The organism is Variovorax sp. CF313, assembly GCF_000282635.1.
Lineage (GTDB): Bacteria > Pseudomonadota > Gammaproteobacteria > Burkholderiales > Burkholderiaceae_C > Variovorax.
Genome location: NZ_AKIW01000081.1, coordinates 24,535 through 38,626 on the forward strand (window position 1 = coordinate 24,535; position 14,092 = coordinate 38,626).

Genomic DNA, 14,092 nt, shown 5'->3' on the forward strand with positions numbered 1-14,092 from the left:
TCGAGCATAGCGGGCCGCTCCTGACCGCCCACTGCCTCGTAAAATAGCCGGTTCGTTGCGCCGCGGGTCCTTCTCCCGCCGGGCGGCCGCCTTCACGCAGAGCCATGCTGACCTTCCAACAAATCATTCTCAAACTGCAGTCGTACTGGGCCGACAAGGGCTGCGCGCTGCTGCAACCGTACGACATGGAAGTGGGCGCGGGCACCTCGCACACCGCCACCTTCCTGCGCGCGCTCGGCCCCGAACCCTGGAAGGCCGCCTACGTGCAGCCCAGCCGCCGCCCCAAGGACGGCCGCTACGGCGAGAACCCCAACCGCCTGCAGCACTACTACCAGTACCAGGTGGTGCTCAAGCCGGCGCCAAGCAACATCCTCGAGCTCTACCTGGGCAGTCTCGAAGCGCTGGGCTTCGACCTGAAGAAGAACGACATCCGCTTCGTGGAAGACGACTGGGAGAACCCCACGCTCGGCGCCTGGGGCCTGGGCTGGGAGGTGTGGCTCAACGGCATGGAGGTGACGCAGTTCACCTACTTCCAGCAGGTCGGCGGCATCGACTGCAAGCCCATCACCGGCGAAATCACCTACGGCCTGGAGCGCCTGGCGATGTACCTGCAGGGCGTGGACAACGTCTACAACCTCACGTGGACGGATGGTCTCAGCTATGGCGACGTCTACAAGCAGAACGAGGTCGAGCAGTCGACCTACAACTTCGAGCACAGCGACGCCGAGTTCCTGTTCACCGCCTTCGCCGCGCACGAGAAGCAGGCCAAGAACCTCATGACCGAGCAGCTCGCGCTGCCGGCCTACGAGCAGGTGCTCAAGGCTGCGCACAGCTTCAACCTGCTGGACGCGCGCGGCGCCATCAGCGTGACGGAGCGCGCGGCTTACATCGGCCGCATCCGCAACCTCGCGCGCAGCGTGGCGCAGAGCTACTACGACAGCCGCGAGCGCCTTGGTTTCCCGATGGCGCCGCGCGAATGGGTCGCGCAAATGCCGCCCAGGAAGCCGGCCTGATACACCACAGCACGCCCGATGCCCACCGTCTTCACCCACGTCGCCGTACCTGTCTGCGCAGCCATTGCGCTGGGCGCGCGGCGCGTGCCGGTGCCGGCGCTGCTCGCGGGCATGCTGGCGTCCATCGCGCCCGACTTCGACGGCCTGGCCTTCAAGCTCGGCATCGCCTACGGCGGCATGGCGGGCCACCGCGGCTTCACGCACACGCTGGTGTTCGCGCTGCTGCTGGGCCTTGTGGGCTGGTGGCTCGCGCCGCGCTGGGGCATGCGCCGGGCGGCGGGCTGGGCGTGGATTGCGCTGTGCACCGTGTCGCATCCGCTGCTGGACATGCTGACCAACGGCGGCATCGGCATCGCCTTCTTCTGGCCGTTCAGCGACGTGCGCTATTTCAGTCCATGGCGGCCCATCGAGGTGTCGCCGATCGCCCTGAAAAAGTTCTTCTCGCCGCGCGGTGCGCAGGTGCTGTTCAACGAGATGGCCACCGTGTGGGCGCCGCTGCTGGCGGCCGCGGTGCTCGCGCTGGTTGCGCGTCGATCCGTGGAGCGGCGCCACGGCGCCGTTGCCGCATGAATTCGGTCTTTTCTTCTTTCCCCTCCACGGTGCCGCTTCGCTGCGTGCCCGTGACCGGTGCCGCTCGCGGCCCATTTCCAACAACGCTCTGAGCCATGTCGTCTGCCAGCCTTCTTGTCGAACTGTTTGTCGAGGAATTGCCGCCCAAGGCGCTGAAGAAGCTCGGTGATGCCTTTGCCGGCGTGCTGCGCGACCAGCTCGTGGCGCAAGGGCTCGCCGCATCCGGCGCCGTGCTCACCGCCTATGCCTCGCCGCGCCGCCTGGCTGCGCACCTCACGCACGTGGCCGAGCGCGCCGCCGACAAGGCCGTGTCGCAAAAGCTCATGCCCGTGGCCGTGGGCCTCGATGCTTCGGGCCAGCCCACGCCCGCGCTGCTCAAGCGCCTGGGCGCATTGGGCGCCGATGCTTCCGCCGTGCCCGGCCTGAAGCGCGCCATGGACGGCAAGGCCGAAGCCCTGTTCTACGAAAGCACCGCCAAGGGCGCCACGCTGGCCGAAGGCCTGCAGAAGGCGCTGGCCGAAGCCATTGCCAGGTTGCCGATTCCCAAGGTCATGAGCTACCAGCTCGAAGAAGGCAGCGAGCTGCCCGGCTGGACCAGCGTGAGCTTCGTGCGACCGGCGCACGGCCTCGTCGCGCTGCACGGCGACACCGTGGTGGCCATCGAGGCGCTGGGCCTGAAGGCCGGCCGCGAGACGCACGGCCATCGCTTCGAGGCGGCGGTCGATCCGGTCGTGCTGCGCGATGCCAACAGCTATGCGCTGCAGATGCAGGAAGACGGCGCCGTCATCGCGAGCTTCGAGGCGCGCCGCGCCGAAATCGCGCGCCAGCTGGCCGCGGCGGCAGTGGAGGTCGGCGGCGGCTCGGTGCCCATCCACGACGACGCGCTGCTCGACGAAGTGACCGCGCTGGTCGAGCGCCCCAACGTGCTGGTCTGCAGCTTCGAGCGCGAGTTCCTCGAAGTGCCGCAGGAATGCCTGATCCTCACGATGAAGGCCAACCAGAAATACTTTCCGCTGCTCGATGCGTCGAGCAAGCTCACCAACAAGTTCCTGGTGGTCAGCAACATCAGCCCCGACGATGCGAGCGCGGTCGTCGAAGGCAACGAGCGCGTCGTGCGCCCGCGCCTGGCCGACGCCAAATTCTTCTTCGACCAGGACCGCAAGAAGTCGCTGGCCTCGCGGGTCGAGTCGCTGGGCAAGGTGGTCTACCACAACAAGCTTGGCACGCAGGGCGAGCGCGTGCAGCGCGTGATGCACATCGCGCGCGGCATCGCAGAGAAGCTCGGCGATGTATCGCTGGCCGCGCACGCCACGCAGGCCGCTCAACTCGCCAAGGCCGATCTCGTGACCGACATGGTCGGCGAGTTCCCCGAGCTGCAAGGCACCATGGGCCGCTACTACGCGCTGCACGACGGCCTGGACGCCTCGGTGGCCGACGCCATCGAAGACCACTACAAGCCGCGCTTCGCCGGCGACGAGCTGCCGCGCAACAGCGTGGGCCTCGTGGTCGCGCTGGCCGACAAGCTCGAGACGCTGGTCGGCATGTTCGGCATCGGCAACCTGCCGACCGGCGACCGCGACCCGTTCGCGCTGCGCCGCCATGCGCTGGGCGTGATCCGCATGCTGGTCGAGAAAGACCTGCCGCTCGATCTGAGCAAGCTGGTGAGCGCCGCGCGCACCGTGCTGGACGACGCCATCGGCAAGACGGGGCAGTTCCCGCTGCACAAGGCCGCGGAAGACGTGAGCCAGGTCGTCGATTTCATCTACGACCGGCTCGCCGGTTCCCTGCGCGAGCAGGGCGCCAGCGCGCAGGAAGTCGAAGCCGTGCTGGCACCGCGCCCGCAGCGCCTGGGCGAAGTGCCCAAGCTGCTGGCCGCCGTGCGCGCCTTCGCCGCCCTGCCGGCCGCCGCCGCGCTGGCGGCCGCGAACAAGCGCATCGGCAACATCCTCAAGAAGGCCCCCGAGGCCGACGCGCACGTCAGCGAACTGCTGCTGCACGAACCGGCCGAGAAGGCGCTGCATGCGGCCATGGCGCAGGTCGTGCCCGCCGCCAACGCGCAATTCGAGGCCGGCGACTACACCGCCTCGCTGCAGACGCTGGCCGCGCTGCGCGAGCCGGTCGACGCCTTCTTCGACGGCGTGATGGTCAACGCCGAACAGGCCGACCTGCGCCTGAACCGGCTCGGCCTGCTGATGTCGCTGCACGCCGCGATGAACCGGGTGGCGCAGCTCGAGCGGCTGGCCGTCTGAACATTCCTACGGCAACACCACCATGGGCGGCACCGTCATGAAACTCGTCATCCTCGACCGCAACGGCACGATCAACGTGCACCGCGAAGACTTCGTGAAGAGCGACATCGAGTGGACGCCGCTGCCTGGTGCTCTCGAGGCTGTGGCGCGGCTCAACCATGCGGGCTGGCACGTGGTGGTGGCATCCAACCAGTCGGGCCTGGGCCGCGGCCTGTTCGACATGGCCTCGCTCAATGCGATGCACGCCAAGATGCACAAGATGCTCGCGGCGGTGGGCGGCAAGGTCGATGCGGTGTTCTATTGCCCGCACAGCCCCGACGAGGACTGCGACTGCCGCAAGCCCAAGCCGGGCCTGTTCCTGCAGATCGGCGACCGCTACGGCATCGACCTCAAGGGCATCCCGACCTGCGGCGACAGCCTGCGCGACCTGCAGGCGGGCGCGGCCGCCGGTTGCGAGCCGCACCTGCTGCTCACGGGCATGGGGGCGGCCTGCCGCGGCATCGATCCGCTGCCTTCCGAATATCCGGCGAACACGTTGGTCCACGACGATCTCGCCGCTTTTGTTGATTTTTTGCTTGCGCGCGAAGCGCGGGCTGCACTGCAGGTGACTGTCTGATGGCGTTTTTTCGTTCCGTTCTCCACGCACTGTGGATGCTCGTCACCGTGATCCCCTGGGGCATCATCATGTGCGTCAGCTCGCTGTGGAAGCGCGGCATTCCGCTCTACTGGATGGCGGAGCGCTGGCTCGGCTGGGCCATCGGCGGCGCGCGCGTGCTGCTGGGCATCAAGACCCGCGTGAGCGGCATGGAAAACCTGCCGACCGACAAGCTCGCGGGCGCGGTGCTGCTGGTGAAGCACCAGTCCACGCTCGAGACCTTCCTGATGCCCACGCTGATGCCGCATCCGCTGGCCTACGTGTTCAAGAAGGAGCTGATCTACGTGCCCTTCTTCGGCTGGGCGATGGCGCGGCTGGACATGATCCACATCGACCGCAGCCAGCGCGCGCAGGCCTTCAACAAGGTGGTTAACCAGGGCCGCAAGCTGCTCGCGCAGGGCATCTGGATCATCATGTTCCCCGAGGGCACGCGCATCCCGCGCGGGCAGAAGGGCACCTACAAGAGCGGCGGCACGCGGCTCGCCTGCGAGACTGGCGTACCGGTGATTCCCGTTGCGGTGACGTCGGCCAAGGTGTGGCCGCGCAAGGCCTTCATCAAGCGCCCGGGCGTGGTCGACGTGTCCATCGGCCCGGCCATTTCGAGCGTGGGCCGCAAGCCCGACGAGCTGATGCGCGAGGTCGAGGCCTGGATCGAGGCCGAGATGCGCCGCCTCGATCCCGAGGCTTATGTCGACAGCCCGCAGTCTGCGCAAGAAGCGGTGAGCTGAGGAACAGAGAGCCTGGCATGGGGCGACTGCTTCAGTTCACGATGGACCTGTTCGAAGGGCTTGGCAACGAGTTCGCGTCGCCGGCACCCGTCCCGGCGCGGCCGCGCAGGGCGAAGAAGCCGAAGCCTGCGGCACCGCCGGCGACTCTTCTTGCTCCTCACTCCATGGCGCCTTCGGCGCCGGACGATGAACACGCCGTGCCCTCGCCGCCGGCGGTTCCGCTTGCCGAGACGCTGGCGCTCGCGAACTTCGCGCACCCTCAAGCCACCCGCGAGGTGGTGCTCGGCTCCGCGCGCGTGGCCTATGAATTCAAGCGCGGCAAGCGCAAGACCATCGGCTTTCTCGTCGGTGCCGAAGGCCTGTCGGTGCGCGCGCCGCGATGGGTGGCGCTGCGCGATGTCGATGTGGCCATCCACGAGAAGTCCGACTGGATCCTGCGCAAGCTCGCTGAAACGCAGCAGCGTCATGCGCGCGTCGAAGCCACGCGCATCGAGTGGAGGGATGGGGCCGGGTTTCCGTTCCTCGGCGAGCCGGTGGTGATCCAGCTCGACCCGAAGCACGGCTTCGCCAGCGTCGGCGGCACGCTCGATGCCGGTGACGGCACGGGGCCGCGCATCCTGCGGCTGGCGGTGGCGCAGAACGCTGCGCCTTCGCAGATCCGCGATGCGGCACAGGCCTGGCTCATGCGGCAGGCGCGGCGCCTGTTCATCGAGCGGCTCGATCATTTCGCGCCGCTGCTCGGTGTGCGCTGGCAGAAGCTGTCGCTGTCGAACGCGGCCACGCGCTGGGGCAGCGCAAGCGCGGACGGGTCGATCCGGCTCAACTGGCGGCTCATTCATTTCCGCATGCCCGTGATCGACTATGTGGTCGCGCACGAACTGGCCCACCTGCGCGTGATGGACCATTCGCACCGCTTCTGGGAAACGGTCGGGAGCGTGATGCCTGACTACGACCTGCTGCGCCAGCAGCTCAAGGACGAAGCGGTTCCCCGCTGGTCCTGAGGCATTTCTCGGGCACGCTCAGCGCGCGTGCGTAACGCCCCCGTCCACCACCAGCGTCGACCCCATCACATAGTCCCCAGCCCGAGAGGCAAGGTAGATGGCCGCGCCCGCCATGTCTTCCGGTGTACCGATGCGCCCCGCGGGGATGCGGCCCTTGACCTCGTCCCCGTGGTCGCGAGCGTCCTTGTTCATGTCGGAGGCGAATGCGCCGGGTGCAATCGCACTCACCGCGATGCGTTCCTGTGCCAGCCGCAACGCCATGCGGCGCGTCAGCTGGATCAGCCCCGCCTTGCTCGCCGCATACGAGTACGTCTCCTGCGGATTCACGGAAATCCCGTCGATCGATGCGATGTTGATCACCTTCGCCAGGTGATCCGTGGCCGCCTTCTTCAGCATCGGCGTCAACGCCTTCGTCAGGAAGAACGGCGTCTTCAGGTTCAGGTCCACCACCTTGTCCCAGCCGCTCTCGGGAAACTCTTCATATGGCGCGCCCCAGGCGGCCCCGGCGTTGTTCACCAGGATGTCCAGCGAGCCTTCGTGCTTCGCATAGGCATCGACCAGCGCCTGCGCGCCCTCGAGCGTCGACACGTCCGCCGGCAGCGACACGCAATGCCCGAACGCCGACAGCTCCTTCGCCGTCTGGTCGCAGGCCGCGGCCTTGCGCGCCGAGATGTACACGCGCGCGCCCTGGGCCAGGTAGCCCTCGGCGATCATGCGGCCGATGCCGCGCGAGCCGCCGGTGATCAGCGCCGTGCGGCCCTTCAGCGAGAAGAGTTGGGTGGTGTCCATGGTGCGGGTGTCTCCTGAATGAATGAGCGATCGGTCCAGGAAACGAGCTTAGTGCGCGCCGCGCCGCGCGGGCGTCACCTCGGTGTCAGCGTCAGGCTTCGGGGGCTCGTGAAGCTGCGCAGGTCGCCGCTCACCGGGTCGAGGAACGCGACCGATTTGGCCAGCAGCTGCAAGGGCTTGCCGAAGTCGTCGGTGCCTTCGGGCAGCAGCACGGGATAGATCGGATCGTTCACGATCGGCATGCCCAGCGCCATGCAGTGCACGCGCAATTGGTGCTTTCGGCCCGTCACGGGCGAGAGCTTCAGCAGCGCGTGGCCGTCGCGCACCTCTTGCACCTCGATGCGGGTTTCGGAGTTGGGCTCGCCGGGTTCTTCGCGCACGCGCATGAAGTGGTCGTCGTCGACCAGCCGGCTGCGGTAGGTGGCGGGCACCGACGATACGCCTTCGTGCCACGGCACCACGGCTTCGTAGTGCTTGGCGATGCGGCGCTCCGGAAACATCTGCTGATAGGCGCCGCGCGTGGCGGGCCGCACCGAGAACAGCACCAGCCCCGAGGTGCTGCGGTCGATGCGGTGCAGCGGCACGAGGTCGTCGAGCGCCAGCTTGCGCTTGAGCCGCACCAGCAGGCTCTCCTGCAGGTACTTGCCGGTGGGCGTGACGGGTACGAAGGGGGGCTTGTCGACCACCAGCAGTTCGTCGTCCCGGAACACGACCTGCTCTTCGAACGGGATGCGCGCTTCGTTGTCGAGCGTGCGGTAGTAGTACACGCGCAGCGGCGATTGATAACGGCGCGCCACCGTCACGGGCACGCCGTGCTCGTCGATGACGTCGTTCGCCTCGATGCGTTCGAGCCAGGCCTCGCGCGTGATCGCGGGAAAGCGCTCGATCAGGAATTCGGCAATGGTCGGCCAGGGGCCGTGGACCAGGCCCACACAGCTCGGTCCGACGCCGTCGCGCGTGGGCAGCGGCAATTGGGGCGGTCGGCGCCGGGTCATTGCGGCAGTGCTCGCCGCAGCACGGAAAGGGCTTCGGCGAACGAAGGCCGCGACGCCGCGTCGGGCTGCAGGCAGCGGTCTTTCAACGTCGCCACGGCCTGCGGCGGTGCGTCGTTGCAGCGTTCGAGCAGCTCTTCCAGCAGGCAACCGAAGGCACGCATCTCCAGGCCTTGGAACGCACGCGCCTGCGCTGCATCGAGCGCGCCCGTCATCCACGCCGCGCCGAAGTCACCGAGCCGGCCGCCATCTTCTGGATGCCAGAGGATGTTGTGCGCATAGAGATCGCCGTGAAGAATTCCTTGCGCATGCAGGTGCTGCATGGCCGACGCGATGTCGCGTGCGATGCGCAGCGCCACGGCGGATGTCCACCGCGCTTCTTCGGCATAGACATCGCGCGTACACGACGCAAGGCTCGGCGGCCCGGCGAGCGTGGCGAACGATGGATCGACCAGCGCCATCACCAGGCCTTCGATGCCTTCGGGATGGCCGTCGATGCGGCTCTGCGCGGCGATCAGCGTGGGATGCGCGCCGGCGGCGATGCAGGCGGCCATCTCGCTGTGCGGCCAGCCGTCGCTGGTGACCGCGCCCTTGAAAAGCTTGACCGCGACCTGCTGCGATGCGCCGAGGGTGGCTTGATGGATCACGCCCGATGCGCCTTCACCGAGCTTCCTGCCCAGCGCCAGTTCACGCCAGTCGATGTGCGGCACCGACTGCGCGGTGATCGCCGCGTCCTCGGCCTGCGTATCGAAGGGGTTGCCCGCGCAGGCGAGCCACGACAGGCGCGGCAGCGAAGGCAGCCATGCGGGCAGCGTCTCGAAGCGGTTGGCCGAGATGCGCAGCAGTTCGAGCTGCCCGAGGCCGGCCATCGACGGCGGCAGCGCGCGCAGGCGGTTGCCCGCGAGCATCAGCTTCTGCATCCGCGTGCAATTGCCGAGCGAGCCGGGCAGTTCTTCGATCTGGTTGTCCGTGAGGATCAGCCACCGCAGCGAGGACGGCAGCGAGGCCGACGGCACGGTGCGGATCCGGTTGGCCTTGAAGCCGACGATGTCGAGGCCATGGCACTGGCCGATGGCTTCAGGCAGCGTGGTGAACCGGTTGTCCGAACAGAACAGCACGCGCAGCTTGTGAAGGCGATGGAGGTCGTCGGGCAGCGTGTCGAGCGCATTGCCCGACAGGTTCAGCACCTCGAGCGAGTCGGCGAGTGCGAAGACCTCTCGCGGGAACTCGGTGAGTCCGCTCGAGAGATCGATTCTTCTTGCGCCTGCCAGCCGGCCCGCGCGCAGCTGAGCCAGCGTGTCCATCCGGCGAGTCTAAGCCGTCGCGGCCTTGGGTCCGAAGCGATAGATGCCGTCTTTGCCGAGTTCGCGCTTCACCTGGCCGGCGAACCACAGCAGGTGCAGGTGGGCCACCGTTTCGCCCATGGCGAAGGTCATCTGGTGCAGGTCGAGTTCGCGCTTGAACAGGATCGGCAGGCCTTCGGCGGCGGTCAGGGCACGCGCCGTGCAGGCTTCGAGCAACTCGGCCAGCCGGTCGCGGTGGTGCTCCTGCAGCTGGTCGACGCGGCGGTGGATGCCGCGGAACGGCTTGCCGTGCGAGGGCAGGCCCAGCGTGTCGGCCGGCAGTGCCTTGAACTTGTCGATGCTGTCGAGAAACAGGCGCAGCGAGTTCGCCTCGGGCTCGCCCGCGTGCACGCTCACGTTGGTGGAAATGCGCGGCAGCATCATGTCGCCGCCCAGCAGAAGCTTGAGTTCGTCGCAGTACAGCGCGATGTGCTCGGGCGCATGTCCGTAGCCGCTGATGCAGCGCCAGGCGTGACCGCCGATCACGACGTCGTCGCCGTCGAGCATGCGAACGAAGCGGTCGGGCACCGAGGGCACCATGTTCGCGTAGTAGTTGGTGCGCGCGCGGATCTTGGCGAGCGACTCGGCGTCGGTCAGGCCGTGCGAGCCGAAGAAGGCCGCGGCCGCATCGCCGCCCGCCAGGGTGTCGCCATTGGTGCTGAGCACGCGGGCCACGTGGTAGTCGGTGGAACTGATCCATAGAGGCGCGTTCCAGCGCGAGCAGAGCCACTCGGCCAGGCCGATGTGGTCGGGGTGCATGTGGGTGACGATGACGCGCAGGATCGGCATGCCCTGCAGCTGCGTTTCGAAAATCTGCTCCCACTGCGCGCGCGCTTCGTCGTGCGCGATGCAGCAGTCGACCACTGTCCAGCCCTCGACGCCGTCGAGGCTGTCGCGCAGCAGCCAGAGGTTGATGTGGTCGAGCGCAAAGGGCAGCCGCATGCGGATCCAGCGCACGCCGGGCGCCACTTCCAGGGCTTCGCCGGGCTCGGGGAGCGTGTCGCCGAGGGGGTAGTGGAGTTCACGTTCGAGGAGGTTCATGTAAGATTGACGTTTACGTAAACGTCATGGGTTGATGGCACCATTGTAGGGATCGCCGCGCAAACCTGCTGTCGCCCCCGTAACGCCCTTTCGCCACCACCGCCGCCATGCCTGCGCAAACTTTCACCATCAGCCAGCTCGCGAAGGAGTTCGACCTCACGACGCGGGCCATCCGCTTCTACGAGGACATGGGCCTGCTCACGCCCGAGCGCGCCGGCCTGCAGCGCGTGTACAGCGCGCGCGACCGCGCGCGGCTCACGCTCACGCTGCGCGCCAAGCGCCTCGGCCTGAGCCTGACGGAGGCGAAGGAAATCCTCGACATGTACGACAGCCCGCGAGACACCGTGCCGCAGCTGGAAAGATTCCTCGGCGTGCTGGGCACCCACCGGGCCCAGCTCGAAGCGCAGCTGACCGAATTGCAGGCCAACCTCGCGGAGGTGCGAGAGCACGAGAAAAAGGGACGGGCCACCCTGGCCAAGGCACAAAAGGCGAACAAGGCAGCCAAGTCTGCGGAAGCCAAGGCCTGAAACACGACTCATCGACAATAGCCGACTATGCCCGACAACACCGATAACCTCGACGACCTCTTTGCCCACAACCGTGCCTGGTCCGCGCAGATGGAGCGCGACCGGCCCGGTTTCTTCACCAGCCTGGTCAAGCAGCAGACGCCGCGCTACATGTGGATCGGCTGTTCCGACAGCCGCGTGCCAGCCAACCAGATCACCGGCCTGGAGCCGGGCGAAGTGTTCGTGCACCGCAACGTGGCCAACATCGTGGTGCACTCCGACCTCAACGCGCTCTCGGCGATCCAGTTCGCGGTCGAGCACCTGAAGGTCGAGCACATCATGGTCGTGGGCCACTACGGCTGCGCCGGCGTGAAGGCCGCACTCAGCGGTGCGCGCATCGGCCTGGCCGACAACTGGATCCGCCACATCCAGGACGTGCGCGACCGCCACGCCGTGATGCTCGAGAGCCTGCCCGAAGATGCGCGCGTCGACGCGCTGTGCGAACTCAACGTCGCCGAGCAGGTGGTCAACGTGGCCGTCAGCACCGTCATGGTCGACGCCTGGGCGCGCGGCCAGAAGGTCCGCATCCACGGCTGGACCTTCGGCGTGCACGATGGCCTGCTGCAGGACCTCGGCCTGAGCGTCGACGGCGCCAAGCCGCTCGATACGGTCTACAAGGCCGCGGTGCAGCGCATCCGCTACAAGTGGAGCAAGCCCGGCGAAGTGATCCAGTCGCTGACGCTGCAAGGCACGCAGGTGAACCAGGCGGTGCAGGAGGCGCAGGCCATGACGCCGCAGCCCGAGGCCAACGGCACGGCCGACCCCGCCGCGGCCTGAGCGGCCGTCCTCCATCGGCTCGCGTCGCCATGTTTCCGCAGCGCCTCGACTCGCCGCTGGCCTATGACATCGCGAAGGCGATGATGGACGGCTTCAACCGGCACTACCGGTTGTTCCGCGCCGAATCGGCACGCGCCAAGCACCGTTTCGAAACCGCCGACTGGCACGGCCAGCAGCGCGCACAGCGCGAACGCATCGAGTTCTACGACCTGCGCGTGAGCGAGGCCGTGGCCCGGCTCGAAAAGGAGTTCAAGGCCGGCGAACAGCCGATGGACGTATGGCACCAGGTCAAGCTGCACTACATCGGCCTGCTGGTGGACCATCACCAGCCCGAGCTGGCCGAGACCTTCTTCAACTCGGTGACCACGAAGATCCTGCACCGCGCGTACTTCCAGAACGACTTCATCTTCGTGCGCCCGGCCATCAGCACCGAGTACATCGAGCCGCGCGGTGCACCCACCTACCGCCCGTACTACCCCAAGCCCGACACGCTGGCCGACACCATCGAGCAGATGCTCGACGACTTCGCACTGCTCGGCAGCTATGCCAACAAGCGGCGCGATGCGCAGCGCGTGGCGCACGTCATCCTCAACCGCTTCCACCAGGTCAAGCTGCGCGCCAACTTCCAGCTGCAGGTGCTGTCGGGCCTGTTCTTTCGCAACAAGGGCGCGTACGTGGTCGGAAAGATCATGAACGGCTTCACCGAGATTGCGTTCTCGCTGCCGATCCTGCACGACAGCCACGGCAAGTTCTACATCGACGCGGCGCTGTTCGGCGAGGACGACATGCAGATGCTGTTCAGCTTTGCACGCGCCTATTTCATGGTCGACATGGAAGTGCCCTCGGCCTGGGTGCAGTTTTTGCGCTCGCTCATGCCGCGCAAGCCGCGCGCCGAAATCTACAACGCGCTCGGCCTCGCCAAGCAGGGCAAGACGCTGTTCTACCGCGACTTTCTCTCGCACCTGAACTATTCGAGCGACCGCTTCCGCATTGCGCCCGGCATCAAGGGCATGGTCATGCTGGTGTTCGACCTGCCGTCGTTCCCGTTCGTGTTCAAGGTCATCAAGGACTTCTATCCGCCGCAGAAGGACACCACGCGCGAGCAGATCAAGGGCAAGTATCTGCTCGTGAAGCAGCACGACCGCGTGGGCCGCATGGCCGACACGCTGGAGTACAGCGACGTGGGTTTTCCGCTCGACCGCTTCGAGCCCGAGCTGATCGAGGAGATCAGGAAGTTCGCGCCCAGCCAGCTCGAGCTCGGCGACCGCGACAGCAACGGGGAAATGGAGGTCGTGCTCAAGCACGTCTACATCGAGCGGCGCATGATCCCGCTGAACATCTACCTGCAGGAAGCCTTCGACACGCTGGCCAGCCCCGAGAGCCCGGCACACGCCAAGCGCGCGAAGGACCAGCTCGAGCGCGCGGTGGTCGAGTACGGCAACGCCATCAAGGACATGGTTGCCGCCAACATCTTTCCGGGCGACATGCTGTGGAAGAACTTCGGCGTCACGCGCGGCGGCAAGGTCGTGTTCTACGACTACGACGAGATCGAATACGTCACCGACTGCAAGTTCCGCAAGGTGCCCACACCGCGCAACGAGGAGGACGAGATGAGCGGCGAGGTCTGGTACTCCGTGGGTCCGAAGGACGTGTTCCCCGAAACCTTCGAGCCCTTCCTGCTCGGCAACGACGACGTGCGCGCCGCCTTCATGGCGCACCACGCCGACCTGCTCGACGCCGCCTTCTGGCAGCACCACAAGGAACGCATCCAGGCCGGGCAGATGCTCGACGTGTTTCCGTACGAAGAGTCGCAACGCTTCCAGCACGAGGGGCACGCGACGCATTTTTGACCGATCGTTTTTGATTCCGCTTTCACATCCCTGAAGGAGACCTCCATGTCCGAATCCATCGTCATCGTCGGCGCCGCCCGCACCCCCATGGGTGGCTTCCAGGGCGACTTCTCGTCCCTCTCCGCGCACGACCTCGGCGGCGTGGCCATCAAGGCCGCCGTCGAGCGCGCGGGCATCGCGCCCGACAGCGTGGGCGAAGTGCTGTTCGGCAACTGCCTGATGGCCGGCCAGGGCCAGGCGCCGGCGCGCCAGGCGGCCTACAAGGGCGGCCTGCCCGACAGCGCGGGCGCCGTCACGCTCAGCAAGATGTGCGGCTCGGCCATGAAGGCCGCGATGCTCGCGCACGACCTGCTGCTGGCCGGTACGCACGATGTGATGGTGGCGGGCGGCATGGAAAGCATGACCAACGCGCCCTACCTCATGCTCAAGGGCCGCGGCGGCTACCGCATGGGCCACGACCGCATCTTCGACCACATGATGCTCGACGGCCTCGAAGACGCCTACCAGCCGGGCCGCTC

The 14,092-nt window shown here is 67.1% G+C and carries 13 protein-coding genes and 1 pseudogene; 10 read left to right on the forward strand and 4 right to left on the reverse strand.

Annotated features, from left to right (window positions below):
• The first annotated feature begins 104 nt into the window (after positions 1-104).
• The 6 genes from glyQ to PMI12_RS20240 all read left to right on the forward strand — a co-directional run bounded on the left by glyQ (position 105) and on the right by PMI12_RS20240 (position 6,216).
• Positions 105-1,013, forward strand: coding sequence for a glycine--tRNA ligase subunit alpha (gene glyQ, locus PMI12_RS20215; protein WP_007836152.1), 909 nt, complete (start codon positions 105-107; stop codon positions 1,011-1,013).
• 18 nt (positions 1,014-1,031) lie between these two features.
• Positions 1,032-1,583 (forward strand): metal-dependent hydrolase, encoded by a 552-nt coding sequence (locus tag PMI12_RS20220; RefSeq protein WP_007836154.1) that lies wholly within the window; start codon positions 1,032-1,034, stop codon positions 1,581-1,583.
• A gap of 95 nt (positions 1,584-1,678) precedes the next feature.
• Positions 1,679-3,832, forward strand: a complete 2,154-nt coding sequence (gene glyS / locus PMI12_RS20225; RefSeq protein WP_007836155.1) for a glycine--tRNA ligase subunit beta — start codon at positions 1,679-1,681, stop codon at positions 3,830-3,832.
• 22 nt (positions 3,833-3,854) lie between these two features.
• Complete coding sequence (gmhB, locus tag PMI12_RS20230) at positions 3,855-4,448, forward strand: D-glycero-beta-D-manno-heptose 1,7-bisphosphate 7-phosphatase (protein WP_007836157.1); 594 nt, start codon at positions 3,855-3,857, stop codon at positions 4,446-4,448.
• On the forward strand, positions 4,448-5,215 hold the full coding sequence (locus tag PMI12_RS20235) for a lysophospholipid acyltransferase family protein (RefSeq protein WP_007836158.1): 768 nt from the start codon (positions 4,448-4,450) through the stop codon (positions 5,213-5,215). Before gmhB ends, PMI12_RS20235 begins: the two co-directional genes overlap by 1 nt.
• Positions 5,216-5,232: 17 nt before the next feature.
• Positions 5,233-6,216 (forward strand): M48 family metallopeptidase, encoded by a 984-nt coding sequence (locus PMI12_RS20240; protein ID WP_237726137.1) that lies wholly within the window; start codon positions 5,233-5,235, stop codon positions 6,214-6,216.
• An 18-nt stretch (positions 6,217-6,234) separates the two neighbouring features.
• On the opposite strand, the gene PMI12_RS20245 is transcribed toward PMI12_RS20240, so the two are convergent.
• The 4 genes from PMI12_RS20245 to PMI12_RS20260 all read right to left on the reverse strand — a co-directional run bounded on the left by PMI12_RS20245 (position 6,235) and on the right by PMI12_RS20260 (position 10,381).
• Positions 6,235-7,005, reverse strand: a complete 771-nt coding sequence (locus tag PMI12_RS20245) for an SDR family oxidoreductase (protein WP_007836161.1) — start codon at positions 7,003-7,005, stop codon at positions 6,235-6,237.
• Positions 7,006-7,079: 74 nt separating this feature from the next.
• Complete coding sequence (locus PMI12_RS20250; RefSeq protein ID WP_007836162.1) at positions 7,080-8,000, reverse strand: pseudouridine synthase; 921 nt, start codon at positions 7,998-8,000, stop codon at positions 7,080-7,082.
• Positions 7,997-9,301 (reverse strand): leucine-rich repeat-containing protein kinase family protein, encoded by a 1,305-nt coding sequence (locus tag PMI12_RS20255; RefSeq protein WP_007836163.1) that lies wholly within the window; start codon positions 9,299-9,301, stop codon positions 7,997-7,999. The genes PMI12_RS20250 and PMI12_RS20255 overlap by 4 nt, the downstream gene beginning before the upstream one ends.
• A 9-nt stretch (positions 9,302-9,310) precedes the next feature.
• Positions 9,311-10,381, reverse strand: a complete 1,071-nt coding sequence (locus PMI12_RS20260) for an MBL fold metallo-hydrolase (RefSeq protein WP_007836164.1) — start codon at positions 10,379-10,381, stop codon at positions 9,311-9,313.
• A 107-nt stretch (positions 10,382-10,488) separates the two neighbouring features.
• On the opposite strand from PMI12_RS20260, the gene PMI12_RS20265 reads away from it, so the two are divergent.
• The 4 genes and pseudogenes from PMI12_RS20265 to PMI12_RS20280 all read left to right on the forward strand — a co-directional run.
• The gene (locus PMI12_RS20265; RefSeq protein WP_007836165.1) at positions 10,489-10,908 is read left to right on the forward strand and encodes a MerR family transcriptional regulator; all 420 of its coding nucleotides are present in this window, start codon (positions 10,489-10,491) and stop codon (positions 10,906-10,908) included.
• A 27-nt stretch (positions 10,909-10,935) separates the two neighbouring features.
• Positions 10,936-11,724, forward strand: a complete 789-nt coding sequence (can, locus tag PMI12_RS20270; protein ID WP_007836166.1) for a carbonate dehydratase — start codon at positions 10,936-10,938, stop codon at positions 11,722-11,724.
• Positions 11,725-11,753: 29 nt separating this feature from the next.
• On the forward strand, positions 11,754-13,574 hold the full coding sequence (gene aceK, locus PMI12_RS20275) for a bifunctional isocitrate dehydrogenase kinase/phosphatase (RefSeq protein ID WP_007836168.1): 1,821 nt from the start codon (positions 11,754-11,756) through the stop codon (positions 13,572-13,574).
• 45 nt (positions 13,575-13,619) lie between these two features.
• Positions 13,620-14,092, forward strand: a pseudogene (locus PMI12_RS20280) (acetyl-CoA C-acetyltransferase); the annotation flags it as partial.

Bases quoted from the DNA above. Each gene is read 5' to 3' on its own strand.
- glyQ (WP_007836152.1), top strand. From the start codon at position 105: ATGCTGACCTTCCAACAAATCATTCTCAAACTGCAGTCGTACTGGGCC.
- PMI12_RS20220 (WP_007836154.1), top strand. From the start codon at position 1,032: ATGCCCACCGTCTTCACCCACGTCGCCGTACCTGTCTGCGCAGCCATT.
- glyS (WP_007836155.1), top strand. From the start codon at position 1,679: ATGTCGTCTGCCAGCCTTCTTGTCGAACTGTTTGTCGAGGAATTGCCG.
- gmhB (WP_007836157.1), top strand. From the start codon at position 3,855: ATGGGCGGCACCGTCATGAAACTCGTCATCCTCGACCGCAACGGCACG.
- PMI12_RS20235 (WP_007836158.1), top strand. From the start codon at position 4,448: ATGGCGTTTTTTCGTTCCGTTCTCCACGCACTGTGGATGCTCGTCACC.
- PMI12_RS20240 (WP_237726137.1), top strand. From the start codon at position 5,233: ATGGGGCGACTGCTTCAGTTCACGATGGACCTGTTCGAAGGGCTTGGC.
- PMI12_RS20245 (WP_007836161.1), bottom strand. From the start codon at position 7,005: ATGGACACCACCCAACTCTTCTCGCTGAAGGGCCGCACGGCGCTGATC.
- PMI12_RS20250 (WP_007836162.1), bottom strand. From the start codon at position 8,000: ATGACCCGGCGCCGACCGCCCCAATTGCCGCTGCCCACGCGCGACGGC.
- PMI12_RS20255 (WP_007836163.1), bottom strand. From the start codon at position 9,301: ATGGACACGCTGGCTCAGCTGCGCGCGGGCCGGCTGGCAGGCGCAAGA.
- PMI12_RS20260 (WP_007836164.1), bottom strand. From the start codon at position 10,381: ATGAACCTCCTCGAACGTGAACTCCACTACCCCCTCGGCGACACGCTC.
- PMI12_RS20265 (WP_007836165.1), top strand. From the start codon at position 10,489: ATGCCTGCGCAAACTTTCACCATCAGCCAGCTCGCGAAGGAGTTCGAC.
- can (WP_007836166.1), top strand. From the start codon at position 10,936: ATGCCCGACAACACCGATAACCTCGACGACCTCTTTGCCCACAACCGT.
- aceK (WP_007836168.1), top strand. From the start codon at position 11,754: ATGTTTCCGCAGCGCCTCGACTCGCCGCTGGCCTATGACATCGCGAAG.